This window comes from Georgenia sp. Z1344 (assembly GCF_057652375.1).
In genome coordinates, this window is sequence record NZ_CM172728.1 from 361,828 (window position 1) to 388,248 (window position 26,421).

Sequence of the window (26,421 nt, forward strand, 5' to 3'; positions counted from 1 at the left end):
TCTCAGTGCCCGAGGAAGTCCTGTTCCGCCCATGGGCCGACGACGTCGGGATCGATGCGCAGGTCGAGGACGTAGGCGCCGTTCGGTTCGCCGCACCAGGAACGGAAGTCGGCGAGATCATCGGTGCCGCGCACCACGGAGCTGCGCAGGCCGAGCGTGGCAGCGACGGAGGCGAAGTCCGTCTCGGGGAACTGGACGAGGTCGAGGCCGGACCCGAGTCGGCGGAAGTGATGGACCTCGGCGCCGTAGGCCGCGTCGTTGTAGATGATGACGGCGACGGGGTGGTCGAGCCGCGACAAGGTCTCGAGCTCGGGAAGAGACATGAGCAGTCCGCCATCGCCTGCCGCGAGCACCGTGAGCCGGTCGGTGCGGGCGACGGCGGCACCGATCGCCGCACCGATCCCGAGTCCGATCGACTGGAAGCCCGCGCTGGAGAAGACGAAGCCGGCCGGGTCGGGGACTCCGATGCACCGGACCGGCCACCCGATGAAGTGCCCACCGTCGACGACCAGCGTGCGCGCGGCGGGCAGGATCTCGTCCAGTGCGCAGGTGATGTCCCCCGGATGACAGCGCCGGTCGGTCGCACGGTCCCCTGCGCCTGCGGTCTCGTCGGCATCGACCTCGCGCTCCTGAAGCCCGCGGGGTTCTGGCTCCACGACGGTCGCCGCTGCTCCCTCCGCGCGCAGAGTCTCGAGCAGCGCCGACACGGTCTCGCGGACGTCGCCGAGCACCTCGAGGTCGACGTGGTCGTTGAGCGACAGCGACACGGGGTCGTCGTCGACCTGGACGACGGTGGGAGCGTGGTCGAAGATCGTGTCCCCGCGCGTGGTCCATGTGGTGAGGGACGCGCCGAGCGCAAGGATGAGGTCGGCGCTCTCGAGCGCCTCGACGGCGGGCTGGTCCGAGAAGCCTCCTGCGATGCCGACGTCCCGGGCGTGACCGGCGAACATGCCCTTCGCGAGCGCGGTCGTCGCCAGTGCCGCGCCGATGGCTTCGGCGAGATCGGTGATCTGCTCTGTCCCGCCGGACTGCCACGCGCCGCGGCCGGCGACGATGACCGGTCGGGACGCGGCGCGCACGGCGCGGGCCAGCGCGTCGAGAGAGTCTGCTGCCGGGACCGTGCGCGGCAGCGGTGCGACGGGAGCCGAGGGCGGCAGGGGGCCCACGATCACCTCGCCCTGGACGTCGAGGGGCATGTCGAGCACGACCGGCCGCCGCTCGACCAGGGCGCGACGGTAGGCGCGGCGAACGTCCTGGGCGACGGTGGCGGCTCCGTAGATGCGCTCGGCGACCCCACCTGCGGCCTCGACGAGCCGCGCCTGGTCGATGTAGAAGTTCGACCGGGTCGCGCCGGCCGACGTGGCACCGGCGATGACGACGAGTGCCGACCGTGCCTTGGCGGCATCGGCAAGGGCCGTCAGCGTGTTGGTCAGTCCAGGACCCTGGTGGACGGTGCACACCGCGATCGCGCCGCTCGTGCGCCAGTAGGCGTCGGCCGCGCCGGTGGCGGCCGACTCGTGACGGGTGCCGACGAAGCTCGCTCCGGCACGGACGAGCGCCTCGGTCGCCTCGAAGTTGCCGCTGCCGACCACGCCGAAGACGTGTGAGACGCCGAGCTCGGCGAGCGTCTGGCCGACGACCTCGGACACCAGTGTCCTGCCGTGTGCACTCATGGTCAGTGTCTCCGTCCACCGTCGGTGTTGATGACGATCCCCGTGACGATGCCGGACTGCGCGGCATCGGCGAGGTAGGAATAGGCGCCGGCGTGGTCCGCCGGCGTGGGCGTGCGCCCCAGCAGCGTGCCGGCGGCGATCCGCGCGTCGCGGCTCGCGTCCTGGTCGGCCGTCGACGTCTGGTCGAGGGTCGATAGCCCGCCGAACCTCGTGCCGCCGGTGCCGCCCGGGGCGACGCCGTTGACGCGGACCTCGGGGGCAAGATCCGCGGCGAGGTGGGCGACGACGCCGCGCAGCGCCCACTTCGAGCTGCCGTACAGCACGCCGCCACCGACGGGGTGGAACGCGGACTCCGACAACGTGAGGGTGACGGAACCCCTGCGTGCCCTCAGCGCCGGGTAGGCGGCGTTGACCGCGAGCAGCGTCGTCAGGACGTTGAGGCGCCAGATCTCGACGGCGGCCTGCTCCAGCGCGGCAGCGTCCAGCTCACGGATCGAGGCGTACTGGTCGAACACTCCGACGCAGCAGGTGAGGTGGTCGAGACCGCCGTCCACGCCGGCTTCGTCCACGGCGCGAGAGACGGTGTCCGCGTCCGCCGCGTCACCCACCACGACGCGTACCGCGTCACCGTGGTCCTGCCGCAGCCTCGCGGCGTTGGACTCGGACCGCTCGAGCACGGTGACCCGCGCACCGTCGGCCACGAATCGGTCGGTCACCCCACGACCGATCCCGGACCCGCCGCCCGTCACGAGGACAGCGGGTCCGGTCGCGGTCTGTGTCATGCTCCCGGGTTCCGGGCCAGCAGCGACGTGATGAACTCCGGTTCCTGGTAGCTCAGGCAGTCCAGTGCCACCGCGTCGTAGCGGACGGCGGTGCCACGCTTGGGCGACCAGATCTCGAGCCGCATGCCGTTGCGGGTCTCGACCTTGCGAACCACCACGTCGGCGAACTCGTTGGCGATGATGATCGGACCGTCGTTCCCGCCGTCGCGCGGATACTCGAGCATCTCCCCGGTCTCGGGGTTCTCGGCGTCGGGCGTGCCCTGGTTCTCGCTCATGTCTCTCCTCCCCTCAGATGAAGATCGAGAGGTTGTGTGCGTTGATGACCGACTGGTCGATGACTGCCCAGCGCCGGGAGATCTCGAACGTGTCCCCGGTGCGCCGCACCGTGTCGGTGCGTGCGACCGAGTACAGGTTCGGGTCGGGGCTGTCCCCCCGGCTCCGGTAGATGAGGCAGTTCGACCGCACCAGGTACTCGCCGTCGACCTCCCCCGGGTCGACGACGATGCCCGTCACGTAGTGCCGGGTCCGAGACGGCGGCTGCTCGGCCCAGGCGAAGTCCGTCTCGAGGCGCTCGACACGGATCGTCAGGGTCTGCTTGTCGTCGTCGAAGATCCGCGCAGTCGGCGAGACCTCCCACTCCGCCAGCCCCTCCCGGGTCACCCGGAGGGGCACCTCGTACCGGATGTCCTCGGCGAGGTACTCCAGCCAGTCCCGGTACCGCCGCTCGTCGAGTGCCAGGGCCTCACGGTTGAGGAAGTCCTGGATCGCGAACACGGTGTCGGGCCCCACGCGTGTCCTGCCAGCTTCGACATCTGCGTTCACCTGGACCACGCCCGTCCGGTCAGGTAGTCCGACCACCGACTCCACAAGTTCCTGAAGTTGGTGTCGTTGACGTAGGGCGTGACGACATGGCCGGGTCCCGCGAACTCCGGGTCAGGCTCCGACTCCATCCCCATGATGTAGGGGAACTCCACGTTCCGCTGCCGCAGGATGGACGACTTCGCCGACCGGGTGACCCGCGCCCAGTTCTCGAGGTCGTCCTGCTCGAACGTGCCTGCCTGGGCGAAGGCCAGGGTGTAGCACCGGTATGCCTCGTCCTTGTACGCCTGGGGCGCGTCCTTGGGGACGAGGCACCACGAGTACATCTCGGTCCTGCCCGGACCGATGGGGTGGTAGAGCCGCATCGTCGTGAACCTGACCCCGGCCTCGCCGGGGATGAGGCTGAACGGCTGCATGAGGAAGGAGAGGTTGGGGAAGATCGTCCCTACCCCGGTGCGCACCTGGGAGAAGACCTCGATCTGCTCGTCGGTCCACGCGTTCTTCATGCTCTCCACGACCTCGTCGGGGAAGCCGGCGAAGGGCGGGAAGTTCGGCGAGTGGCCGAGCCCGATCCCGTGTCCCTTGCCAGGGATGCTGGCCGCCCACCCCTGCGAGTGGGTGGCACCCGAGGACGGAAAGTACCCAAGGTTGAAGCCGAACTGGTGGGCCACGGGCGTGTGGTAGCCGTCGCCCGCGAAGTTCTCGGCCGCGATCTTCCAGTCGGTCTCGGTGATCCAGTGGTCCGGCGGACCGTGCACCTCGCTGCCTGCGACCCCTTGCTTGAGGAAGAAGTCGAGGTAGAAGGTGAAGTCACCGAGGTAGTCCTCGAGCGGCTCGACGTCGGGGTCGAGGCATCCGAAGATCAGGCCCGCGTACGTCTCGATACGCACGGGGAGCAGCCCCCACTCCTTGCGCTTGAGCCGACCCTCGTACCCCTCCTTCATGTAGGGCACGCCGATGAGCTGACCGGAGTTCTTGTACACCCAGCCGTGGTACGAGCACCGGAAGTGGGACGCATTGCCCATCTCCGACTTGCACATCATGTTGCCGCGGTGCCGGCACATGTTGAAGCTCGCGTGGATCTCGCCCTTCTCGTCCCGCGCCACGATGATGTTGTTGTTCCCGATGTAGCGCGTGACGTAGTCACCGTTCTTCGGGATCTCGGTCTCGTGCGCGAGGAAGCACCACGACTTGGCGAAGACTCTGTCCTGCTCCAGGTCGAAGATCTGCTGGTCGTTGTACACGTAGGACGGCAGTCGTCCTTCGGGGACCCCGGTGCGGATCTGCTCCAGGACCTCCTCGATGTCCGTGCCGACCGAATCCGTCGTCATGTCATCACCTACTTGGTGGGCTGCTTGGTCAGCGGCACGCCCAGGCGCTCCTCGATCTCCTTGCCGATCTGGAGGTAGCGCTTGACGTGCTCCTGGGTGGTGCGGACGTGCTCCTCGGGGACGAAGTCGTCCGTGTAGGGCACGCGGCTCTCGCCGACGTTCATGTAGCCCGCACCGTTGACGCGGATCTTCTCGAGCTGGATGTTGTACTTCGCGAACTCGAAGAAGTCCTGTCCGACGATGAACGGCTCGTGCGCCCAGCGCAGCCGCTCGGTCAGCCAGCGGGCATCCTCCGTGCGGCCCTGCTGGAGGGCGTCGCGCAGGGCAAGGACCGGGCCGGGGCCCATGGCGGTCGTGGAGGACCAGGCGATGCCGACGAGGTCCTCGCCGTACATCTCCCAGGCCGGGAACCAGTCGGTCTCGATCGGCATGAGCGGGAAGCTCGTCCCCGTGTGCGCCATGTCGTTGTGGTAGCGGAAGCCGACCGAGGCGCCGCCGGCGTACTTCACCGCCACGACCTGGGGGAGCTCGACGAGCGTCTTGTAGACGGGGCGGGGGATGATGCCGCCGAACGCCGCCGTGTTGTCGTAGACGACCACGGCGAGCTCGGGGACCGCCTCGGTGACGTCGCGGTAGAACTTCTCCATCACGGGGCCGACCATGTTGCCCCACATCGGGCGACCGAGGAGGGTCCCGGTGGCGCCGATCTCGGCGAGGTACTTCATGCGCGAGACGGTCTCGCGGGTGCTCAGCGTGGTGGCGCCGACGAAGATCGGCACGTTGTCGTTCTCGGCCTTCGCGGTCTCGACGACGGCCTGCGCGAACGTCTTCCACTCGTCGAGGGTCAGCGTCGCCATCTCTCCGAGCGTGCCGTTGGTGGCGATCGCGTCGACGCCGTCCCTGATGAGGTTCTGGATCATCCGCTGCGTCTCGTCGACGTCGACCGTGTCGACGGCGTCCACGGCGGACGCCCCGGGCAGTGCGGGCGTCGGGGGGTAGGCCATGACTCCACGGAGGTCGGCGCCAGTCACCTTGGGAAGCTTGCTCACATGTACTCCTTGGTCGTGCGCGGGGTGCGCGGGGTGGTGCGTGCTGTCAGGTCGGATGCCCGGGTCAGACCCGGGCGGCAGCCACGGAGGTGCCGGTGAGCCACTCGGGGATCGGCTCGTAGGCCAGGACGTCGAACGGCGCGCCGCCGACGGCGCCGGCGGCGACGATCCAGGTGCGGATCTCGTGCGCGCCGTTGCCGGCCGCGTCGATGTCCTCGGGCGAATAGGACTTGAGCTGCTCCGGGTCGCCGGACTCGATGCGCTCGATGAAGTCGCGGTCGAACTCCTCGTTGACGGTGCCGGACTCCGGCAGGCCGACCCAGTGGGAGAGTCCGCCCGTGCCGACGACGACGACCGTCTGCACCTCGCTCTGCGCCTCGACGGCGGCCTTGATCATCTCGCCGAAGTGGTAGCTGCGGCGGGCGGTCGGCCACGGCGGGTTGACGCCGTTGACGATGATCGGCACGAGCGGGTACTTCGACTCGGGGTCGATGAGCTTGAAGGGCACGCAGAAGTTCTCGTCGAACGCGAGCCCGCCCTCGACGAGCGCCGGGTCGAAGTCGGCCTTGAGGGCGAACTCGTAGATGTGGCGGCCCAGCTTGCCGTTGCCCGGGTACTCGTGCTGCTCGACATTGAGGAACTCGCCCATCTCCTTGGTCACCGGGCCGAGGTAGGAGTCGGCGGTCGCGATCGCGAAGGCAGGCAGGTTGGCGAAGCTGAAGTTGGTGAAGTGCTCGACGGAGACCGCGACGATCGCGTCGGGGTTGATCTCGTCGATACGCCGGCGGACCTCGTCGTAGGCCGCGTAGACCTTCTCCTTCTTGGTCTGGTCCGGGCGCTCGGGCCAGCCGGTGATGCCGGGTGAGTGCGAGGCCGTGAACGCCCCGGCGATGCGTCCGTTGTTCGACGTCATGACAGCTCCTTCTCGCCCCGGATCTGGGCGTAGTAGTCGGCGCGGTCCACCTGGAGCTGGATCGCGCAGAAGTAGATGAGGTAGGGGTTGTAGCCGAGCTCGTGCATCGCCTTGAAGTCGAGCTCCTTGAGAGCCCGACGGGGCTCGCCTTCGACCTCGTACTCGTCGAGGACCTCGTCGGCGTCCGCGAGGAATCGCTGGTTGACCGCGGGGACATTCCGGATGTCCCACAGCAGCTTGTGCATGCTGTACATCTGCCGCTCCCTCCTTGTTCTCCGTCGAACCGGGCATCGATCCGTTCGCTCCGCGTCGGGCTCCCGGCGTGCGACGGGGCCCCGGTGCGGGCGGTGGATCGGACTGCTCCTGCGAGGCTATGGCGCGTGCGGGATCCGCCACAGTTACCCGAACGGGTCCATTCCTTCTCGACGGGTCCGGTCCCGCTGGGCGGAGCGGGCGATCGTACGGTCGCGACCGACGAGCAGACCGACGAGCAGCTGGCCGGCGCCCAGTGCGCCCATCAGCCAGAGGATGTGGGTGCCGGGGCCCGCGACGTCCCGGATCACGCTCGCCAGCACGAGCACGACGGCGACACCGCTGTAGGCGACCGTCTGCGCCATCGAGGAGAGCCTGGCGGCCGCGTCGGGATCGGCGCTGCGCAGGCTGATGAGGCTGAGCGAGAGCACCATCGACCCGCCCGAGGACAGCCCGAGGATCCCGACCCACAGCAGGTCGGCCCCCGGTGCCACGACGAGGCCCACGAGCGGCAGCGGGACCAGCAGCGGAAGGAGCACGGCGACGAACCGCTGGTCGCCCCCGACGTTCATGAGTCGGGGCACGGCGACGTTGGCCGCGATGGACACGAGCATGAGCCACGAGACCTGCCAACCGGCACGAGCCTCGGAGAATCCGAGGTCCACGGTCACGCTCGGCAGCCAGTTGATCGTCAGGTAGAAGACGCCGGACTGCAACAGGAAGTAGCCCGCGACCTGCCAACCCACGGCGGTACGCCAGGGCGAGCGCGGCACGGAACCGCCCACCGATCTCTCGCGGATCACTCTCTCCACCGGCGTGCGCAACCGCGGCAGCCAGAACAGCAGGGCGGCGATCCCGGGGATGCCCCAGGCGCCGAGCGCCACCTGCCACGACCCGGTCTGCGCGTGGAGCGGGACGACCAGGCCGGCGGCGAGCGCCGCCACGATCGTCTGGACGGCCATGTAGGCGCCGGTGACGTCGGGGGCGCGGGACGGGAAGTACCGTTTGGTGACCACGGGGACCAGGACGTTGCCGACGGCGACCCCCGCGCTGAGCACGGTGGTACCGGCCAGCAGGGTCACGGCCGAGTCCGTCGCCGAGCGGAGGACCGCTCCCCCGACGATGAGGGCCAGCCCGAGCACCACCGTCCGTTCGACGCCGAGTCGGCCGGACATCGAGTGCACGAGCGGCGACACCACCGCGAAGCCGATCACAGGCAGAGCGGTGAGGATGCCGAGGACAGCAGGTCCGACGCCCGTCTCTTCCTCGAGCGTTCCCAGGATCGGGCCGACAGGCGTGACGAGTGCCCGAAGCGTCGCCGCGACCAGGAGGATCCCGATGAAGGCGCCGAGCAGGCCGGTCGGTGACGGCCGACCTCCGTCCGTCACTCGGTCACGTCATCCACGTGGACGCCGAGGACCGCGCACGGGGCGTTCTGCATGATCTTCTGGGCGTTGGAGCCCATGAGGAGCTTGCCGACGAGCGAGCGCCGACGCAGCCCGAGCACGACGAGCCGGGCACCGCTCTCCCGTGCCACAGCCACGATGTCCTCGCCCGGATCGATCCCACGTTCCGGCAGTGAGGGATCGGTGCCGCGCACGGCCGGCTTGCCTGTGAACCTGCGCATCTCGTGCTCGATGCCGATCGTATCGAGGTGGTCGGTGATCACCTTGCGCTCGGCGGCCAGTGCGTCCTGCTCGTCCTGGTCGAACTGGCTGTCGATGGTGTCCGTGTACACGGTGATGAGCTTCCAGCCCCGCAGCTCGGCCTCGTGGGCTGCACGGCGAAGGGCGGCTCGCCCCACATCGGTAGGGACGTATCCGACGACGACGGTCATGGCGGGCTCCTTTGCCGTACGGCGGCGCGGTGGCCCCGCGCCGCCGTCAGTTGCGGATGGTGAGGTGTCGGCACCGTACGGCCGCTCACCGTGAGGACGTCAGTCCCCGAACAGGTACTGGTGGACGGAACGGAGATCGGGACGGCGTCGGGATCAGGACCGCCCACCGATCGGTGGCGCCAGGACCTGGTCAGTACGGGAACCGGCGCCGACCCCGGTTGACGGAGATCCACTTCATCTCGGTGAACTCGTCCAGGCTCCACTGGCCGTTGAGCCGGCCGAACCCGGACTGCTTCGAGCCGCCGAACGCAATGATCGGCTCGTCGTGGATCGAGGCGTCGTTGATGTGGATCATCCCGGTCTCGACGTTGCGGGCGATCCGCATGCCGCGCTCGATGTCGGTGGTGTGCACCGCGCCGGACAGGCCGAAGTCGGAGTCGTTGGCGATGCGCACGGCGTCCTCGTCGGCGTCGAACTCCTCGAGGACGACGACAGGGCCGAACATCTCCACGCGCGCCACCTCCATGTCGCGGGTGACGTCGGTCAGGACGGTCGGGTGGACGAGGGTGCCGTCGACCTCGCCCTTGACCAGCGGGCGGGCGCCGGCGTCGAGGGCGCGCTGCACGAGGCCCCCGAGGTTGGTGGCCTGACGCTCGTTGATGACGGGGCCGATGATCGTGTCCTGCGCACCCGGGTCTCCGACGGTGAGCGACTCGACCTTGGCGACGTACTTCTCCTCGAACGCCGGGCGGATGCCCTTCTGGACGAGCACCCGGTTCGCCGACATGCAGATCTGGCCCTGGTGGGTGAACCGGGAGAAGACGGCGGCGTCGACGGCGAGGTCGAGGTCGGCGTCGTCGAGCACGATGAACGCATTGTTGCCGCCGAGCTCGAGCAGCACCTTCTTGAGGTTGCGCCCGGCGACCTCGGCGACGTGCGCGCCCACCGCGTTGGAACCGGTGAAGACGATGGCGCGCGGGACGGGGTGCTCGACGAAGCCGTCGCCGATCGTGGAGATGTCGGTGACGACGACGTTGAGCACGCCGGCCGGCAGCCCGGCCTCCTCGAAGATCTTCGCCAGCAGGGTGCCACCGGTGACAAGAGTGTCCTCGTGCGGCTTGAGCACGACGGCGTTGCCGGCACCGAGTGCCGTGGCGACCGGTTTCATCGACAGGAAGAAGGGGAAGTTGAACGGGCTGATGACGCCGACGACGCCGAGGGGCTCGCGGAACAGGTAGTTCTCGCGGTCCGGAATCGGCGAGGGCATGATCTTGCCCTCCATGCGCAGCGGGAAGGTCGCAGCCTCCTTGAGGATGTCGGTGACCAGGCCGATCTCGAAGTTGGCCTTGAGCGCGGTGCCTCCGACCTCCTGGCGGATCATCGTCACGATCTCGTCGCGGTGGCTCTCCACGTACGTCACGGCGTTCTCGAAGATCGCGCGACGCTCGTACGCGTTCATCTCGCGCCAGCCACGTCGCGCCTCGTCCGCTGCCCGGTAGGCGGCGTCGAGATCGTCGAGCGAGGCGGCGGGGTAGCTCGCAAGGACCTCACCGCTGAAGGGGTCGGTGTTGAGCAGCTCCGTGCCGCTGCTGCCCTCACGCCACCGGCCGCCGATGAATTGAGCAGTGAGGTCAGTGATGGTCAGCGCAGGGGCGCCGATGATCGTCACGTGATGCTCCTTCGGATCGTCGTGGACACGCGTCGGTCCGCGGCGCCCGGCGCGAGTGACCGGGGTCGGTGGACGGTCGGTCATTGACCGTCGGCCGACGTCGTGCGACGTCGCGTGCGTTCTGTCACAAGGTAATGACTGGCACGCCGGCCGGACAGTCACCCGAACGGGTACCAGCGACGGATGCCCTACGACGACGGAGGGTCGGCAGCACGAGGCGGGCGCGGTCCTCGGCGCTCAGGACCGGGCCGGGGGCAGCGGGTACAGCGGCTCGCGACCCTCGAGCAGATCGACGACCTGCTCGACAGCGAGCTGGGACATCCGCGCGTAGCTCTCCTCGCTGTGGCCGACGTTGTGGCCGGTCGCGATGACGTCGGGCCGGCCCAGCAACGGGTGGTCGGGGGGCGGTGGCTCGGTCTCCCAGACATCGACGGCCGCCCCGGACAGGTGGCCGGCGTCGAGGGCGGCGGCGAGCGCGAGCTCGTCGACCACTCCCCCGCGGCCGATCGTCACCAGCGCCGACCCGGGACGCATGGCTGCCATCTCGTCCGCTCCGACGAGCCCGCGGGTGGTCTCGGTGAGAGGGACCTGGACGCTGATGACGTCGGAGGCGGCCAGCAGCTCAGGCATCGTCACCGGCTCGACGCCCGGGGTCCGACCGGCTGCCGAGCTCGTCGAGACCATTCGGCAGCCCCACGGGGCCAGCCGCTCCGCAACGCCGGAGCCGATGCGGCCCAGACCGATCAGCCCGATGGTCCGTCCACTGACCAGCCCACCGACGTGGGCCGGTGGGACCTGTGCGAGGAGCGCCGCCTCCTTGGCCTTGATCCGGTGCACGAGTGCGACGACGAGTCCGGCAGCGGCCTCCGCCATGCCGATGACGTTCTCGGGAAAGGCGCCGTGCGCAACCGGGATGCCGCGCTCGGCGAGGGCGGCCAGCGGTAGCTGGTCGGTGCCGATGACGGGGCTGACGACGGCACGCAGCCGGGGTGCTGCCGCGAGCTCGCCTGTTGTCAGCCCGCGTGCGGGCGGGAGGATGGCGCCGATCGCTCCGCTGAGTGTCTCCTCGTCCGCCGTACCGGTGGGAAGGGCTCGCCAGCCAAGGCCGGCCGACTCGAGAGCTCCGGTCACCGACGGGCTCCTGGCCAGGTGGCCGGCGAGCAGGACCCAGCCGTCGTCATCGGGTCGGGGGGCACTGCCGACGGCGCTCACATCGTCCTCCCTTGGGCACGTACACGTCACGCCAGAGACTAGGTACGAGCTCGACCGCGGGATATCGCCCCATCGGGTACACACGCGCGGACGGTCTTGTACCCCCGTGGGTGATACGCGTCTCAGGAACGCGCTCCTAATCTGGCGTTACCGCACCGACGCGGAGTCCCCAAGGAGGCGGGCATGACCGGTGACCGAGTACCGACCGAGGTAGTCGACGGGGTGGCGCTCTATCGCTCGGAACCCACCGTGGGCGAGGCTCGGGCGCCCGTCGTGTTCGTGCACGGCGGCTGCCACGGAGGCTGGCAGTGGGAGCAGACACAGACATGGTTCTCCTCGCAGGCAGGACGCACATCGGTCGCGTTGGACTGGTACTCGCACGGCTATTCGCGTCGGCTGTCCGACGAGGCATGGCTGGCACGCGGACTACCCGAGGTCGCCCATGAGGTCGGCGTGGCGGTCGACGCCTTCGAGCAACCACCGATCCTCGTCGGTCACAGCATGGGAGGCCTGGCGTCGCTCGCATACGCGGCATCGCACCCGGACCGGGTCCGAGCACTCGTACTGCTCACGCCGGTCGTACCCCGAAGCTGTGCCGGAGAACCCATCCCGCTCGAGATCGACGCTACGAGCCTCTGGGGACCGCCTCCCCCGGACGAGGCGCGGGAGCTGTTCTTCCGCGACGCACCAGCCGAGACGTGGGAGGAGATCTACGCTCGCCTCCAGCCGGAGTCACCCACGGCATGCTGGCAGGCCACCCGGTGGGAGGCCGACGTCGACGAGTCGCTGGTCTCGGTGCCGGTCCTCGTCCTGGCTGGTGAGCAGGACATGCTCACTCCCGCGGACACGGTGGTGGGGCTTGCTCGTCGGCTGGGTGCCGACCACCTCGTGCTGGAGGGGGCCGGCCACGGCCTCACATTCGATCCGAGGTGGCCGACGTGGTGCCGAACCATCGAGGACTGGCTGACCGGCACCCTGCCCACGACGACCGCGGCTTCCGCGGCTGATTGAGCGCGGAGGTATTCGCATGCAGTTCCACCACGACGGGTATGTCACGGGGGATCCCCGCATCCAGCCCGCCGCGGGGACCGGCGTCGACCGTCCCGAGAAGCTTCCGGACCGCGTCGACGTCCTCGTGGTCGGGGCCGGGCCTGCTGGTGCCGTCGTGGCCGCGCAGCTGTCGCAGTTCCCCACGATCACCACGAGGATCATCGACCAGCGGTCGGACCGGTTGGCTGTCGGCCACGCCGACGGCCTGCAGGCGCGCTCCTTCGAGATCTTCCACGCGTTCGGTTTCGCGGACCGGCTGGCCTCCGAGGCGCACCATGTCACCGAGCTGGCCTTCTGGAACCCCGACCCGGCCGACGCAGGTCGCATCGTGCGGGGGCGGGTCGCGATCGACGACGAATACGGCCTGAGCGAGTTCCCGCATGCCACGGTCAACCAGGCGCGGGTCCTCGACTACTTCACCGAGCACATGGCCAACGCCCCGACCCGCATGCAGGTCGACCGTGGCCACACCCTCGTCTCCCTCCGTGTCACCGAGGATCACGAGTACCCGGTCGAGGTCGGACTCGAGCATCCGGAGCGGGGGCACCGCATCGTCCGTGCCTGCTACCTCGTCGGTGCCGACGGTGCCCACAGCGCCGTGCGCAAGATGCTCGGCATCAGCTTCCCCGGCGACCGGTCGAACCACGCCTGGGGCGTGCTCGACCTGCTGGCCGACACCGACTTCCCCGACGTCCGCAAGCTGACGATGGTCAAGTCCGGCAGCGGCGCCAGCCTCATGGTGATCCCCCGGGAGGGCGGCCATCTGTTCCGCCTCTACGTCGACCTCGGCGAGGTGGCCGAGGGTGACAACCGCCGTGTGCGCAACACGCCGCTCGAGGTCGCCGTCGCCAAGGCGCAGGAGATCCTCCACCCCTACACGCTCGAGGTGAAGGATGTCGTGTGGTACAGCGTCTACGAGGTGGGCCACCGCCTCGCAGAACGTTTCGACGACGGCGCCGGGGGCCGCGAACCGCGCGTGTTCATCGCCGGCGACGCCTGCCACACCCACTCGGCCAAGGGCGGCCAGGGAATGAACGTCTCGATCCAGGACGGCTTCAACCTGGGATGGAAGCTCGGCCACGTCCTCGACGGGCGGGCGCCCGCGTCATTGCTCGCCACGTACGACACGGAGCGCCGGGCTGTCGCGAAGAACCTCATCGACTTCGACAAGGAGTGGGCGGCGCTGATGGCGCGCCGGTCGGCCGAACTCGCCGACCCTGCCGACATCGCCAGCTACTACATGGCCGCCGAGGAGTTCCGCACCGGTACGGCGACGCAGTACCGGAGCTCGGTCGCGATCGGCCCCGTACCCGGGTCCTCGGCCGCGCACGGTTACCTGGTGGGCAGACGGTTCACCTTCGCCACCGTTCAACGAGTCTCGAACGGGAACACCGTCCGGCTCGGTCGCAGTGCCACGGCCGATGGACGATGGCGCCTGTACGTGTTCGCCGACCGTCCCGGAGCAGGCACACGATCATCCGCTCTGACGCGGTTCGCCGCATGGCTCACCGAATCCTCCGCGTCCCCCTTCGCCATGGTTCCCGACGGCGCGACACCCCACGCGTGGTTCGATTGCCAGCTGGTGCTCCAGCAGGACCACCACGCCGTCGATCTGGCACAGGTCCCTCGCGTGTTCCTTCCCCGCGTCGGACCGTTCGGTCTCGTGGACCGCGACGGGGTCCACGCGGCACTGCCGGATCCGGACGTCTTCGACGAGAGGGGTATCGACCGGGACGGCGCGGTCGTCGTGGTACGTCCCGACCAGCATGTCGCACTCGTCAGCCCGCTGGACGACCCGGCCGCCGTGGGGCGCTTCTTCCGTGGGCTGCGCGTGGCGAGCTAGTCGCGCGACGAACCCGGACGAGAACGTTCACGAAGTCGTCGCCGCACTCCCCCTCGATCTGCGAGCCGCCGGCTCGGCCACACGGACACGCATCTCGTGGCACCGGTCGGACGGGTCAGCTCCAGTCGATGCTGAAGTACTGGACCTCCTGGTACTCCCGGATGCCCTCGTGGCCGCCCTCGCGGCCGAGGCCGGACTCCTTGACGCCGCCGAAGGGTGCGGCCGGGTCGGAGACGAGGCCGCGGTTGAGACCGACCATCCCGGTCTCGAACCGCTCTGCGATGCGCATCGCCCAGCCCAGGTCGCGCGAGAACAGGTAGGCCGAGAGTCCCAGCTCGGTGCCGTTGACCTCGGCCAGCATCTCCTCGTCGTCGGTCCAGGTGACGATGGGGGCGACCGGCCCGAAGATCTCGGTGCGCACGAGAGGGGAATCGGCAGGGACGTCCCGCACCACGGTGGGTGCGTAGAAGTAGCCCTGAAGGTCGTCGGCGAGCTCGGCACGATGCGTGACACGGGCACCGGCCTCGACCGCCGCGTCGACCAGCTCGACGACCCCATCGAGCGCCTTCGCGTTGATGAGCGGACCGATCTCGGTGGACTCCTGCTGCGCCGGACCCACGCGAAGTGCCGCGACCCGCTCCCCGAACTTCTCGGTGAACTCCTCCACGACGTCGGCGTGGACGTAGAGCCGGTTGGCGGCCGTGCACGCCTGACCTCCGTTGCGGAACTTGGCCAGCATCGCGCCCGCGACCGCCTGGTCGACGTCCGCATCTGCACCGACGACGAGCGGTGCGTTGCCACCGAGCTCCATCGACGAGCTGATGACCCGCTTCGCCGCCTGCGCGAGCAGGACCTTGCCCACGCCGGTCGAGCCGGTGAAGGAGAGCTTGGCGACGCGCTCGTCCTCGAGCCACGTCGTGACGACCGATGACGCCGACGACGTCGGGACGATCGCCAGGACCCCGTCGGGCAGTCCCGCCTCGGACAAGATCTGGCCAATGGCCAGGGCGGTCAGTGGGGTCTCCGACGCGGGCTTGAGCAGCACGGTGCAGCCGGCGCCGAGCGCCGGCGCGATCTTGCGGGTCGCCATCGCCGCCGGGAAGTTCCACGGCGTCACAAGAGCAGCCACACCGATCGGTCGGTGGGTGACGACCGTGCGCACACCACCGGCCGGGGCGACCGTGTACTCGCCGGCGCCCCGCACGGTCTCCTCGCCGTACCAGCGGAAGAACTCGGCCGCATAGGCGACCTCGGCCCGCGCATCCGTCATCGCCTTGCCGTTCTCCGCCGCGATGAGCTCGGCCAGCAGCTCACGCCGCTCCATCATCAGGTCGAAGGCCCGGCGAAGAACATCAGCCCGGGCACGCGGCGCCGTCGCGGCCCAGCCCGGCAGAGCGCCCGCCGCGGCATCGACCGCGCGCCGCGCGTCCGCCTCCCCGCCGTCGGAGATCCGGGTGATCTCGGCGGTGGTCGCCGGATCCACAACCGCGAAGGTGCTACCGCCGGAGGCCGCGCTCCCGCGCCCGCCGACCCAGATCCCAGCAGCCGGCTCCAGCTGCTCGACGAACTCGGTCACGGATGCGGGAAGGGTGGGCTGCTGAGTCATCATCGTCTCCTTGTCGACCGGGCCACCGGCGTCACGGGGCGCCAGCTGGCACTGTGCGTCGTCACACGCGTGCGCCACCAGGCCCCGGACGGGTACACCGACGATTCCTTCAGCACACATGCGACTGACAGGTGCCGATCTCGGGCGCGGTGCCGGCGCGTCTCATCGTCGTCCTGCCGTGATGCAGGCGTCACTGCATGCCCCGGTGTCGGTTACGCCCTTCGCCGATTCCACGCCGGTTCGCGAAGGCGTGCGCAGGACGTCGGAGCACGTCCACGGAGTTGAGCTCGACGACTACGAGGCGTCCCCCGTGTGTTCCTCGATCAGCTCACGCGTACGGTCCAGGACAGCCTGGGCGTCGAAGTCGGCGTCACTGTGGGCCTCGACCCACTCGTCGCCGAGCGAGCTCATGATCGCATCCCACTCCGCACGCTCAGCGTCGCTGAGCTCCGTGATCTGCAGGCTGTGCTCGGTCTGGGTCCACTCGACCGACTCGGCCACATTGACCTCGTCGTGGTATGAGCTGGCGAAGATCGACATCTCTTCGACCAACGTGTCGATCTCGGACTGCACGTCCTCGGGAAGCGCCTCGTACTCCTCCTCGCTCATGAGGGCGACAAAGGTTCCACCGATACCCAGGGGATAGTCGACCATGTAGTTCAGGAACTCTCCCAGGCTGAGGTCCTTGAGGACGTCACGCGAGGAGAGCGATCCACCGACGAGATTCGTCTGCAAGGCCTGTGCCAGTTCCGGCGCGGGCAGACTGACAGGCGTGATGCCCAGCTCCTCCGCCATGCGGATGAACGGCCCGGGCGTCCGCATCTCGAGCTGCGCGAGGTCGTCCAGCCCGGTGACCTCGGTGGTGGTGAGCACGTACGCGGGTTCCGTGGTGAACGCCGTCACAAGGTGGTAGCCGTCGAACTCGGTGGGTTCGAACTCCTCGATCAGGTCAAGGAAGATGGCGCTGGCGACCTGCGAGTTGGGGATGCCCAGCGGCAGGTTCATCACCGAGCTGAACGGGAAGCGGGCCGCGTCGTTGTGAGGGCTGTCCATACCGACGTCGACGACGCCTTCGGTGATGCCGTCATAGATGTCGCCCGTGCCGAGCAATGTGCCACCGGGGAACGTCTCGACCGTCACCATCCCGTCTGTGCGTTCCTCCATGAGAGATGCCCACTCGTTCATCTGCACTCCGGGGAAGGAGGGCTCGGGGCCGTAGAAGGCATAGCGCAGGGTGACCTGCTCGGTCGCTTCACCTCCCGATCCGTTGTCTCCGTCGTCGGAGCTGGAGCCGGTGCAGGCGGCGAGGAGAAGTGCGGTGGCGCTCGCGCATGCCAGCATCGTGGCTGCCTCGCGCTTTCGCGTGCTACCGGTCAGTCGGAACTTCATGGGTCTGCCTCCGGGTACGTCGCAACACTGCGACTGCTTTGGGTGGGGGGTGATGGTCAGCGACGTCACCAGGTCCGTGACGGCGTCTCTCGCCGCTTGGTGTGGGACGGTCAGATCAGCGCGGTGACGTCGGGCTCCGGGCCGGTTGAGATGGTCCGGACCGTCGTGAACGACTCGAGGTCGACCATCGCGACCTGGTTCGAGTCGAGCAGCGTCACGAACGCGATCGGCTTCGAGTGATGGAACGAGATTCCCGCCGGAACGGCGTCGAACTGCAGGGACTGCACCTCACGTAGATCGGCGCCGTAACGGGTGACGGTGCGGTTCTCGATATCGGTGGTCAGAAGGGTCTCCTCGCCGGGGACGACGTAGACCCGGAGGGGGTCGCCCTGCACGGCTACTCGCTTCTCCTGCCGCAGCGTCGCGGCGTCGAGCTGCACGATCTCCCTGGCGCCGCGGACCCCCACGAAGAGGCTCGTCTCGTCGTCGCTCAGGGCACAGCTCTCCGGAAGCGGCCCCACCGCCGCGACGACCGGGGGCCTCGACGCGTCGTGGGGGTCGACCGCGCTCACGGTGCCGGAGAGGAGCCCCGTGACATAGGCCCGGCTGCCCGAGCGGTTGGTCACCACCATGTGGGCCTTGATCGCGCCCGTCGCAACCGCGCCCGAGGGTGCCGAGGCATGCGCGGCGTCATCGATGCGGAGAAGGACCCCCTTCTCCTCACTGAGGACGTAGAGGCGGTCCTGGTCGTCGATGGCAATCCCGTGCAGTCGGTTGAACGGGCTCAGCTCGATGGTGCGCACGAGCTTTCGCCTCGCGAGGTCGACGACGAAGACGCTCGTTCCGCCAGGCCCGACGTTGCCGGACATGCGGACGCCGTAATGGGCGAGGTAGGCATTCTGCCGGGCGCTGTCGAGCACCATCTCGTGGGGGTACGGGCCGAGTTCGACGCGCTCGAGAAGCGAACCGTCGGAGACGTCGTGGAACGCGATCGCGCGGCCGCTCTTCTCCACGACGGCCAGAGTCTGCACCGCTGCCACGCCCCGGTCAGGATCGGCGGGGGGCGCCGGCTCGACGGCAGCGCCGCTCCCGGGATACTCGCTTGTCGTCATGCGGATCGCCTTTCGTCGGGACGAGGAACGGAGCCTTCTGTCGACACGGGACTGCCACGAGGTTCGAGATGGAACGGATCCGTCTAGCCGACGGGGTAGACGGCCTCGCGACCGGCCAGCAGTCGCGTGACCTGCTCCACCGAGAGCCGGGCCAACCTGTCGTAGGCCTCGTTGCTGTGCCCTGCGTTGTGCAATGTGGCGATCACGTCCGTCCGGCCCAGCAGGGGATGGTCCGGAGGTGGGGGTTCGTCCGCCCAGACATCGATGGCGGCGCCGGCCACATGGCCGCGGTCGAGTGCCTCGGCGAGTGCGACCTCGTCAACCACGCCTCCGCGGCCGATGTTGACGACGAACGCGCCCGGCTTGACCGTCTGGAACGCCGCGGTGTCGAGCAACGCGCGGCTGTCGTCGGTCAGCGGGACCTGGATGCTGATGACGTCGGAGACCCGGAGCAGCTCCGCGAGCGGGAGCACCTCGACACCGTGGACCTCGTCCACCTGGGGGTCTGAGCCGACGAGCCGGCAGCCGAAGGCCGTCAGGCGCTCGGCAACAGCACGCCCGATCCGGCCCAGTCCGACGAGCCCGATTGTCCGGGTGCTGAGGAGTCCACCGACATCGGTGAGACGCGCCTCGCGGTTCAGCAAGTTCGCCTCCTTCACCTTGAGGTGATGGACGATCGACAGCATGAGCCCCACCGCGGCCTCCGCCATCCCCACGTAGTTCTCCGGCGCCGCTCCGTGCGCCACCGGGACGCCCCTGTGCGCCAGCGCCTTGAGCGGCAGGTGGTTGGTCCCGATGACCGGGCTGACCACGGCGCGCAGCTCGCGTGCCCGTCCCACCTCGTCCTCGGACAGGATCCGCTCAGGTGGGACGACGAGCGCGACTGCCCGTTCGAGAAGCTGGTCGGCTCGCGCGCCCGGCTCCTCGAGCAGGGCCCATTCGAGTCCCGCCTCGTCGAGGGCGCTCTCGACGAGCGAACGACGGAACTGCTCCCTGCCGACCAGCACCAGACCGCCGGACATTAGTCCCACTGCCCAGCGACGAGGAACTGCTCGATGGCGTCGGGCAGCAGGTCGAAACCGTGGCCAACGGTGTCGGGGACACGTGCGTGCCCGTTCTCGAACTTCAACGTGTTGACGAGCCACTCGTCGGCCCAGGGGAACTGCTCGAGATAGGCAGCGTTCGGGTAGGCAGCCATGAGGTGGATATGAATCTCGGGCAGGAAGTGCGGGGCAAGTGCGGCACCCTCGGACAGCGCGACGTTGGCAATCTGGAAGAACTCCGTCGGGCCGGCGAGCTGTCCGACATCCGGTTGCAGGAGATGGGCTGCGCCGCGACGGGCGTACTCCTGGAACTCCCCGGCGCTCTGGAGGTGCTCTCCGACTGCAATGGGCACGTCGATAGCCCTGGCAAGTGCTGAGTGACCGGCGACGTCGCGCGCATCCATCGGCTCCTCGAACCAGTAGACGCCGAGGTCAGCAAGCCTGCGCCCGAGCGAGATCGCCTCGGGCAGAAGCAGGCGCTGGTTCGCATCGCACATGATGCGCAGCGACTCACCGAACTCGGAACGCAGTGCCTTGATTCGGCTGATGTCGTTCTCCGGGTCGATACCCACGCGGAGCTTGACCGCCGTCAGACTCATCTCCAGCTGCTTGTGGACGTTCTCGATGACCTTTTCCATCGGAAGCGTCGGAGCGAACTGGCCGCTCGAGTATGCGGGAACCGATGTCACGACCTTGCCGGCATGGTCTGCCAGCGAGATTCCACGCTCCACCGCGGCAAGGTCCCACAAGGCCATGTCCACGGCACCGATCGCGATCGACGCAAGTCCGCGCCGGACGCGGTCGAGCCTGAGCATGCTCTTGCGCCAGATGTCGGCCACGTCGTAGCTCCTGCGGCCGATGACAGCGGGAAGGAGCACCGAATCGATGACCGACTTGATGGCGGGGGCACCGTCCCACTCGACGGTGAAACCGAAACCGCGGCCGATGTGACCGTCCTCGGTCTTCAGCGTGACACCCGCCATGTTGTGGTCCTTCTCATCACCGACGCGGTGGTCGCCCGGCAGGGGGATCCGCAGGATCCAGCTGTGGGCCTCGACGATCCTGGACATCAGCACTCCTTGTTAACTGGCTCGTGAATCAGGTGGCGACTACTCGCCCAGGACGCCCTGCAGGAGTTCCTCCTGCTCGGCGAGGTAGTTCTCAAGCTCCTCACCCGTGAGGAACTGTGGCTGAAGCAGGGAGGACTCGATGTAGGTGTCGTAAGCCTCGGTCTCGGTGTAGGCCTCGACCATGTCTTCCCAGTAGGTCCGCTGCTCGTCGGTGATTCCGGGAGGCGCGAGCACACCTCTCAGCTGGCTGACCGCGACGTCGTATCCCTGCTCGGCGGCGGTCGGAATGTCGCCCAGGTCGGAGTCCTCCGGGTAGCGTTCGTCCGCAAACACGGCTATGGCGACAAGGTCGCCGCTCTCCAGCTGGCCCGCTACCTCGTTGGGGTTGACGATCGCCATCTCGATGTTGCCTGCCAGAATCGCGGTGACGATCTCGGCGCCCGACTGGAAGACCACGCGGTCGAACTCGGAGCCGGTCTCGTTGATGAGGACGTCGAGCGTGACGGAGTCCGGTCCGTCCTGACCGGCAACTCCCGCCCGGACGTTTGCCGCGTCCTCGACGACAGCCTCAAGCGAGTCCCACTCGGAGTCCGCCCGCACCACGGCGATGGACACGTCCGTACCGACCATGGCGATCGGGGTGAAGCTCTCCCACGTGTAGCTGACGTCCGTCGTGATCGGCAGTGACAGGGTCGAGATCGTCGCGGTCAGGAGAAAGTGCGGGTCTCCCTCCTGCTGCTGCACATAGGAGGATCCGGTCGCGCTCGAGCCACCCGGACGGTTCTCCACCACGACGGTGACCGAGTCGTCCGTCTGTGCGAACGAGTCGGCCATCGCCCGCGCGAACAAGTCCTGTCCACCGCCGGCGTTGGCCGGCACGACGTAGTTCACGTCCCGCTCCGGCGACCACGCGCCATCCCCGCCCCCCTCGCCGCCGCCGTTGTCGTCACTGCTGGAACAGGCGGCCAGGATCAACGTCGATCCGGCCAGTGCGGCGAGTGCCCGCGTCCTGCGAGTTCGGTGTGTCATGTTCTTCTCCCTACGGTCAACGTGGACGCCGAGTTCGTGCTCAAATCTGTGGACTGATGTCGTGGGGCGGCCGTTGTTTCCTCTCCGGCCCCGCCCTCCGTCAGACCTTCTCCATCCGGATGGCCGCCGCTCTCTTCTTCTTGATGAGACGGGTGACTGCGGGGACCACGAGGGCAAGCAGGGCCAGAGCAAGAAAGACCATCGCTAGTGGGCGATCGATGAAGATCCCGTAGTTTCCGCCGCCCATCTGCACGGACTGCGCCAGCCCTTGTTCGAGCATCGGGCCAAGAATGAGACCAAGAATGAGTGGGAGCAACGGGTAGTCATACTTCTGCAGGAAATAGCCCACGACGCCGAACACCAGGGCCACCCAGACCCCCGTCATGGTGTTCTCGACGGCATAGGCACCGATGATGCACACTGCGAAGATCACGGGATAGAGCCGCTTGTAAGGCACCGTGAGTACAGATGCGAAGGCCGGGGCGAGCGGCAGGTTGAGGATCAGCAGGATCGCGTTGCCGATGAGGAACGAGCACAGAACCCCCCAGACCAGAACGGGCTGCTGCTCGATGAGGAGAGGTCCGGGCTGGATACCGTGAAGTGTCAGCGCTCCGAGGAGCACCGCCGTAGTCGCTGATCCAGGAATGCCGAGCGAGAGCGTGGGGATGAACGAACCGTTGGCACCGGCGTTGTTCGCCGCCTCGGGGCCCGCAACACCCTGAATGGCACCGCGCCCAAATCCCCGGCCCCCGGCACGAACACGTTCGACGCCGTAGCTTGCGAACGAGGCGAGCGTCGACCCTGCGCCCGGCACGACTCCCATCACCGTGCCGATCGCACTTCCTCGAAGAATCGGGCCACTGCTGTCCTTGATGTCGCTCTTGGACAGCATCATCTCCTTCCACGACGGACGCGAGACCTGCCTGAAGTGGCGGGCGGAGACGTTCCGGAGGATCTCCGCGATCGCGAACACGCCGATCACGACCTCGATGAAGCCGAGTCCGCCGAGCAGCTCGATGCGGCCGAATGTGAAGCGCTCGGTCCCGAGTACCGGGTCGATGCCCACCGTCGCCACGATCAGGCCCAGACCCAGGCACAGCAGCCCCTTGATCCGGCTGCCGTCGGTGATGCCGACCGTGGCGACAAGCGCCAGCAGGATGACGGCGACCATCTCCGGGGGCCCGAACCGGAGCGCGACGTCGGCAAGCAGGGGCGACACGAACATCACGACGATGAGGCTCAGCAGGCCTGCAACGAACGAGGCGATGGCGGCAATCGCAAGAGCTTGTCCGGCGCGTCCGCGCTGGGCCATCTGATGGCCCTCCAGCACGGTCACGGCCGTGGCTGCTTCACCAGGCGCTCCGATGAGGACCGAGGAGATCGTCCCGCCGTACTGAGATCCGTAGTAGATGCCAGCCAGCATGATGATGGCGGTGACTGGTTCGAGCCCGAACGTCAAGGGAAGGAGCAAGCCCACCCCCGAGGCAGAACCGAGCCCGGGAAGCATCCCGATCACGGTGCCGAGCGTGACTCCGAGCAGGCAGTAGAGCAGGTTCGTCGCTGTGAAAGCCGTTTGCAGGCCGAGAAGAATGTCACCCATCGCGCATCAACCGAGGAATCCGGTGGGCACGGGCACGGAAAGGAGCTCTTGGAAGATGAGCCAGACCGCCCCGCCGATCGCAACGGCGAACAAGAGGCTGTAGACAATCTTCCACCGTTCGATCAAGAATGACACCAGAAAGACATAGATGCCCACGGCCGGAGCGAGCCCCACGACCGGGATCACGAGCGCCAGTGCTATCAGCCCGGCGACGTTGACCCAGCGTTTCCACATGGCATCGGTCGGTTCGCCGGTCGCATTGTCAGAGGAAGAAGCGGACGTACTCGCTGCACCCTCGGCGCCAACGCCGTCGTGCGAATCTACGGCGTTCGTGGCCGCGGAGCGACGTCGGACCTCGAGTCGCCGCTTGCCCGATATGGCGAGGAGGGTACCGGCCAGTATCGCCATCACCGAGCCGACGACTGCCGGGACCATCCCGGCCCCGAGCGAACCACGTTCGGCCGACAGTCCGATGTCGAATCCCTGACGTGCTACCAGAACTCCAACGACCAGGAAAACGACCTGCACCACAAGATCGCCCGTCTGACTGTATTTCGGCCCGATACCTTTCGAGTTCCCGTCGTCGAGCGTAGATTCATTCGTCTGATTGCCGCCGGAAAAAACGTGGGTCATACGTGGACTTCTCCGTCACGTGGGTCGATGCGTCATTGCTCGGCCGTGCGTCGAGTATGTGGTGCTCGACACTATGGGTGAGTGCATCGACCGTTAAGTACCCGTTCGGGTACATTGCCCGACCGGACACACTCCGTTGTTCTGGGTCCGCACACCGCGCGGCGGGCGCCTGGCCGGGCGATGTTCGTCGTCGGACGTGTTCCGTGACGTCCGTACGATTGGGCCATGACCAGCGCCCCCATCGACCTCACCGGCCGCCACCTGCTCAAGGAGCTCGACTTCACGCCGGCGGAGTGGCTGCACCTCGTCGACCTCGCGGAGCAGCTGAAGGCCGAGCGACGCGAGGGGCGTGAGGAGCGGCGGCTGACGGGCAAGGCGGTCGCGCTCATCTTCGAGAAGACCTCCACGCGGACGCGCGCAGCGTTCGAGGTCGCCGCCGCCCACCAGGGGGCCGCGACCACGTACCTCGACCCGTCGGGCTCGCAGATTGGGCACAAGGAGTCGATCGCGGACACCGCCGCCGTGCTTGGCCAGATGTACGACGCCATCGAGTACCGCGGCGACCACCAGGCCACCGTCGAGACCCTCGCCGAGCACGGCGGCGTCCCCGTCTACAACGGCCTGACCGACGCCTGGCACCCCACCCAGATGCTCGCCGACGCCCTGACGATCCGCGAGCATGTGGCCAAGCCGTTCTCGGACGTGGTGCACGCCTACCTCGGCGACGCCCGCTTCAACACCGGCCGCTCCCTCCTCGTCTCCTCGGCGCTGCTGGGGATGGACGTGCGGATCGTCGCGCCGGAGGCGTACCAGCCGCCGGCCGACGTGGTCGATGCCGCGCGCGGGATCGCGGAGACCACGGGCGCCCGGATCACGCTGACGTCCGACGTCGCCGAGGGGGTACGCGGCGCCGACGCCGTGTCCACCGACGTGTGGGTGTCCATGGGCGAGAAGAAGGAGGTGTGGGCGGAGCGCGTGGCCGCGCTGCGCGACTACCAGGTGACGAGCGAGGTCATGGCCGCGACGGGGAACCCGGCCGCGATCTTCCTCCACTGCCTGCCGGCGTTCCACGACCTCGGCACCGCGGTCGGCCGCGACGTCTACGAGACCACCGGCATGGACGCCCTCGAGGTCACCGACGAGGTCTTCCGCTCCCCCGCCTCGAAGGTGTTCGACCAGGCCGGCAACCGGATGCACACGATCAAGGCCGTGCTGGTCGCGACGCTCACGGGGGCCTGAGCGGAGCGAGGCGGGGTGCCGGTCGCAGTCGGCAGCTCGCAGGAACGCAGGGTCGAACTCGCAGGAACGCGGGGCTCAGCTCGCGGCGACGACTTCTCCGTTCCACACGACGCTCGTCGGCTGAAGATCGGCGTCGGTGAGGAGCACGTCTGCGCCGGCGCCAGGGACGAGCACGCCGACGTCGGACAACCCCAGCACCCTGGCCGGCCCCGCGGACGCCATGTACACCGCGTCGACGAGCGGGACGCCGGCGCGGTGGACGGTCCGCACGACGTCGATGAGGTGACTCGTGCTGCCGGCGAGCGCCCCGCCGTCCGTGAGTCTGGCGACCCCGTCGGTCACGGTCACCCGCATCCCGGCGAGCTGGTGGTCGCCGTCGGGCATGCCGGTGGCGGCGATCGAGTCGGTGATGAGGACGGCTGCGTCGCGGCCGATCGTCTCGACCACGTCGCGCACCAGCGAGACGTCGAGGTGGACGCCGTCGCCCACGAGCTCGACGACGACGAGCCCCCGCGCGGCCGCCGACACGATCGCGGGGATCGGACCCGGGTCGCGGTGGTCGAACGGGCGCATGCCGTTGAACAGGTGCGTGACCGTCGGGCGGGCGTCCCCGAGCACCCCCACCGCGTGCTCGATCGCCGCGCGCGTCGTCGCCGCATCGGCGTCGGTGTGGCCGAACGACGGCACCGCCCCACCGGCCACCAGCGCCTCCACCACTCGCTCCACCCCGGGCAGCTCCGGCGCGATCGTCATCGTCCGCACGTGCCCGCGGCCGATCTCTAGCAGCTCGGCGGTGAGCGCGGCGTCGGGCGGGCGGATCGCCGACGGGTCCTGGGCGCCGGCCCGGGCCGCCGAGAGGAACGGTCCCTCGAGGTGGATCCCGGCGATCTCCCCGGCGTCGCACAGGTCGGCGAGCACCGCGACGCGCTCCCTGAGGACCAGGGACGGAGCGGTCACCAGGGAGGCGAGCATCGTCGTCGTGCCGTGGTTCCTGTGCTCGTGGACGGCACGGAGGGTGGTGGCGGCGTCGACGTGGTCCGGGAAGCCCACTCCCCCGCCGCCGTGGTTGTGGAGGTCGACGAGGCCGGGGAGCACGAACCCGTCCGTGGCCAGCGTCTCCGCCCCGGCGAGGTCGAGCTCGCGCGCCGGTCCGACCGCCACGATGCGGCCGTGCTCGACGAGGACGGCGGCGTCGTCGAGCACGGCGTCGGGCGTGACGACGCGGCCGAGAAGGGCGAGCCGGCCGGTCGTGGTCATGGCACCAGCCTGC

At 68.6% G+C, this 26,421-nt stretch carries 24 protein-coding genes; 3 read left to right on the forward strand and 21 right to left on the reverse strand.

The annotated features are described in order from the left end of the window. Positions 1-2 precede the first annotated feature (2 nt). The 12 genes from AC24FB_RS01590 to AC24FB_RS01645 all read right to left on the reverse strand — a co-directional run bounded on the left by AC24FB_RS01590 (position 3) and on the right by AC24FB_RS01645 (position 11,456). On the reverse strand, positions 3-1,673 hold the full coding sequence (locus AC24FB_RS01590) for a thiamine pyrophosphate-binding protein (protein ID WP_425713130.1): 1,671 nt from the start codon (positions 1,671-1,673) through the stop codon (positions 3-5). A gap of 2 nt (positions 1,674-1,675) precedes the next feature. Further along, positions 1,676-2,455, reverse strand: a complete 780-nt coding sequence (locus AC24FB_RS01595) for an SDR family NAD(P)-dependent oxidoreductase (RefSeq protein WP_425713129.1) — start codon at positions 2,453-2,455, stop codon at positions 1,676-1,678. Further along, positions 2,452-2,730 carry a hypothetical protein gene (locus AC24FB_RS01600; RefSeq protein WP_425713128.1) on the reverse strand — a complete coding sequence of 93 codons (279 nt, stop codon included), beginning with the start codon at positions 2,728-2,730 and terminating at the stop codon, positions 2,452-2,454. Before AC24FB_RS01600 ends, AC24FB_RS01595 begins: the two co-directional genes overlap by 4 nt. A gap of 13 nt (positions 2,731-2,743) precedes the next feature. After that, on the reverse strand, positions 2,744-3,244 hold the full coding sequence (locus AC24FB_RS01605; protein WP_425713127.1) for an aromatic-ring-hydroxylating dioxygenase subunit beta: 501 nt from the start codon (positions 3,242-3,244) through the stop codon (positions 2,744-2,746). A 29-nt stretch (positions 3,245-3,273) separates the two neighbouring features. Beyond that, positions 3,274-4,605: an aromatic ring-hydroxylating oxygenase subunit alpha gene (locus AC24FB_RS01610; protein ID WP_425713126.1), complete on the reverse strand. Its 1,332-nt coding sequence runs from the start codon at positions 4,603-4,605 to the stop codon at positions 3,274-3,276. A gap of 8 nt (positions 4,606-4,613) precedes the next feature. Beyond that, positions 4,614-5,654, reverse strand: coding sequence for a dihydrodipicolinate synthase family protein (locus AC24FB_RS01615; protein WP_425713125.1), 1,041 nt, complete (start codon positions 5,652-5,654; stop codon positions 4,614-4,616). 64 nt (positions 5,655-5,718) lie between these two features. Further along, complete coding sequence (locus AC24FB_RS01620) at positions 5,719-6,567, reverse strand: DODA-type extradiol aromatic ring-opening family dioxygenase (RefSeq protein ID WP_425713124.1); 849 nt, start codon at positions 6,565-6,567, stop codon at positions 5,719-5,721. Then, a complete protein-coding gene (locus AC24FB_RS01625) occupies positions 6,564-6,821 on the reverse strand; it encodes a hypothetical protein (protein ID WP_425713123.1) in 258 nt (85 codons plus the stop codon). Before AC24FB_RS01625 ends, AC24FB_RS01620 begins: the two co-directional genes overlap by 4 nt. A gap of 144 nt (positions 6,822-6,965) precedes the next feature. Then, on the reverse strand, positions 6,966-8,207 hold the full coding sequence (locus tag AC24FB_RS01630; protein WP_425713122.1) for an MFS transporter: 1,242 nt from the start codon (positions 8,205-8,207) through the stop codon (positions 6,966-6,968). Beyond that, positions 8,204-8,656 carry a universal stress protein gene (locus AC24FB_RS01635; protein ID WP_425713121.1) on the reverse strand — a complete coding sequence of 151 codons (453 nt, stop codon included), beginning with the start codon at positions 8,654-8,656 and terminating at the stop codon, positions 8,204-8,206. The genes AC24FB_RS01630 and AC24FB_RS01635 overlap by 4 nt, the downstream gene beginning before the upstream one ends. A gap of 190 nt (positions 8,657-8,846) precedes the next feature. After that, complete coding sequence (locus tag AC24FB_RS01640; RefSeq protein WP_425713120.1) at positions 8,847-10,325, reverse strand: aldehyde dehydrogenase family protein; 1,479 nt, start codon at positions 10,323-10,325, stop codon at positions 8,847-8,849. Between the two features lie 237 nt (positions 10,326-10,562). Next, on the reverse strand, positions 10,563-11,456 hold the full coding sequence (locus tag AC24FB_RS01645) for an NAD(P)-dependent oxidoreductase (RefSeq protein WP_487560726.1): 894 nt from the start codon (positions 11,454-11,456) through the stop codon (positions 10,563-10,565). Positions 11,457-11,720: 264 nt separating this feature from the next. On the opposite strand from AC24FB_RS01645, the gene AC24FB_RS01650 reads away from it, so the two are divergent. Further along, positions 11,721-12,548, forward strand: coding sequence for an alpha/beta hydrolase (locus AC24FB_RS01650; protein ID WP_425713118.1), 828 nt, complete (start codon positions 11,721-11,723; stop codon positions 12,546-12,548). 16 nt (positions 12,549-12,564) lie between these two features. Continuing rightward, positions 12,565-14,430, forward strand: a complete 1,866-nt coding sequence (locus tag AC24FB_RS01655; protein ID WP_425713117.1) for an FAD-dependent monooxygenase — start codon at positions 12,565-12,567, stop codon at positions 14,428-14,430. A gap of 115 nt (positions 14,431-14,545) precedes the next feature. On the opposite strand, the gene AC24FB_RS01660 is transcribed toward AC24FB_RS01655, so the two are convergent. From AC24FB_RS01660 to AC24FB_RS01695, 8 genes are all read right to left on the reverse strand, one after another. Beyond that, complete coding sequence (locus tag AC24FB_RS01660; RefSeq protein WP_425713116.1) at positions 14,546-16,036, reverse strand: NAD-dependent succinate-semialdehyde dehydrogenase; 1,491 nt, start codon at positions 16,034-16,036, stop codon at positions 14,546-14,548. A gap of 294 nt (positions 16,037-16,330) precedes the next feature. Continuing rightward, a complete protein-coding gene (gene dctP, locus AC24FB_RS01665; RefSeq protein ID WP_425713115.1) occupies positions 16,331-17,425 on the reverse strand; it encodes a TRAP transporter substrate-binding protein DctP in 1,095 nt (364 codons plus the stop codon). A 110-nt stretch (positions 17,426-17,535) separates the two neighbouring features. Further along, a complete protein-coding gene (locus tag AC24FB_RS01670) occupies positions 17,536-18,228 on the reverse strand; it encodes a YncE family protein (protein ID WP_425713114.1) in 693 nt (230 codons plus the stop codon). A gap of 392 nt (positions 18,229-18,620) precedes the next feature. Further along, positions 18,621-19,559, reverse strand: coding sequence for an NAD(P)-dependent oxidoreductase (locus AC24FB_RS01675; protein WP_425713113.1), 939 nt, complete (start codon positions 19,557-19,559; stop codon positions 18,621-18,623). Beyond that, positions 19,559-20,650 (reverse strand): mandelate racemase/muconate lactonizing enzyme family protein, encoded by a 1,092-nt coding sequence (locus AC24FB_RS01680; RefSeq protein WP_425713112.1) that lies wholly within the window; start codon positions 20,648-20,650, stop codon positions 19,559-19,561. Before AC24FB_RS01680 ends, AC24FB_RS01675 begins: the two co-directional genes overlap by 1 nt. Positions 20,651-20,689: 39 nt before the next feature. Continuing rightward, on the reverse strand, positions 20,690-21,625 hold the full coding sequence (locus tag AC24FB_RS01685; RefSeq protein WP_425713111.1) for a tripartite tricarboxylate transporter substrate binding protein: 936 nt from the start codon (positions 21,623-21,625) through the stop codon (positions 20,690-20,692). 154 nt (positions 21,626-21,779) lie between these two features. Further along, complete coding sequence (locus tag AC24FB_RS01690; RefSeq protein WP_425713110.1) at positions 21,780-23,279, reverse strand: tripartite tricarboxylate transporter permease; 1,500 nt, start codon at positions 23,277-23,279, stop codon at positions 21,780-21,782. A 6-nt stretch (positions 23,280-23,285) separates the two neighbouring features. After that, complete coding sequence (locus AC24FB_RS01695; protein ID WP_425713109.1) at positions 23,286-23,912, reverse strand: tripartite tricarboxylate transporter TctB family protein; 627 nt, start codon at positions 23,910-23,912, stop codon at positions 23,286-23,288. A gap of 225 nt (positions 23,913-24,137) precedes the next feature. Between AC24FB_RS01695 and argF the strand changes: the two genes are divergently transcribed. Further along, positions 24,138-25,151: an ornithine carbamoyltransferase gene (gene argF / locus AC24FB_RS01700; RefSeq protein WP_425713108.1), complete on the forward strand. Its 1,014-nt coding sequence runs from the start codon at positions 24,138-24,140 to the stop codon at positions 25,149-25,151. A 75-nt stretch (positions 25,152-25,226) separates the two neighbouring features. Here the strand turns inward: argF and AC24FB_RS01705 are convergent, their stop codons facing one another. Next, positions 25,227-26,408: an N-acetylglucosamine-6-phosphate deacetylase gene (locus tag AC24FB_RS01705; RefSeq protein ID WP_425713107.1), complete on the reverse strand. Its 1,182-nt coding sequence runs from the start codon at positions 26,406-26,408 to the stop codon at positions 25,227-25,229. Positions 26,409-26,421: the final 13 nt, after the last annotated feature.

Coding starts and splice junctions, on each gene's coding strand:
- AC24FB_RS01650 (WP_425713118.1), top strand. CDS start 11,721: ATGACCGGTGACCGAGTACCGACCGAGGTAGTCGACGGGGTGGCGCTC.
- AC24FB_RS01675 (WP_425713113.1), bottom strand. CDS start 19,559: ATGTCCGGCGGTCTGGTGCTGGTCGGCAGGGAGCAGTTCCGTCGTTCG.
- dctP (WP_425713115.1), bottom strand. CDS start 17,425: ATGAAGTTCCGACTGACCGGTAGCACGCGAAAGCGCGAGGCAGCCACG.
- AC24FB_RS01680 (WP_425713112.1), bottom strand. CDS start 20,650: ATGTCCAGGATCGTCGAGGCCCACAGCTGGATCCTGCGGATCCCCCTG.
- argF (WP_425713108.1), top strand. CDS start 24,138: ATGACCAGCGCCCCCATCGACCTCACCGGCCGCCACCTGCTCAAGGAG.
- AC24FB_RS01595 (WP_425713129.1), bottom strand. CDS start 2,455: ATGACACAGACCGCGACCGGACCCGCTGTCCTCGTGACGGGCGGCGGG.
- AC24FB_RS01705 (WP_425713107.1), bottom strand. CDS start 26,408: ATGACCACGACCGGCCGGCTCGCCCTTCTCGGCCGCGTCGTCACGCCC.
- AC24FB_RS01635 (WP_425713121.1), bottom strand. CDS start 8,656: ATGACCGTCGTCGTCGGATACGTCCCTACCGATGTGGGGCGAGCCGCC.
- AC24FB_RS01690 (WP_425713110.1), bottom strand. CDS start 23,279: ATGGGTGACATTCTTCTCGGCCTGCAAACGGCTTTCACAGCGACGAAC.
- AC24FB_RS01695 (WP_425713109.1), bottom strand. CDS start 23,912: ATGACCCACGTTTTTTCCGGCGGCAATCAGACGAATGAATCTACGCTC.
- AC24FB_RS01620 (WP_425713124.1), bottom strand. CDS start 6,567: ATGACGTCGAACAACGGACGCATCGCCGGGGCGTTCACGGCCTCGCAC.
- AC24FB_RS01610 (WP_425713126.1), bottom strand. CDS start 4,605: ATGACGACGGATTCGGTCGGCACGGACATCGAGGAGGTCCTGGAGCAG.
- AC24FB_RS01625 (WP_425713123.1), bottom strand. CDS start 6,821: ATGTACAGCATGCACAAGCTGCTGTGGGACATCCGGAATGTCCCCGCG.
- AC24FB_RS01590 (WP_425713130.1), bottom strand. CDS start 1,673: ATGAGTGCACACGGCAGGACACTGGTGTCCGAGGTCGTCGGCCAGACG.
- AC24FB_RS01655 (WP_425713117.1), top strand. CDS start 12,565: ATGCAGTTCCACCACGACGGGTATGTCACGGGGGATCCCCGCATCCAG.
- AC24FB_RS01600 (WP_425713128.1), bottom strand. CDS start 2,730: ATGAGCGAGAACCAGGGCACGCCCGACGCCGAGAACCCCGAGACCGGG.
- AC24FB_RS01660 (WP_425713116.1), bottom strand. CDS start 16,036: ATGACTCAGCAGCCCACCCTTCCCGCATCCGTGACCGAGTTCGTCGAG.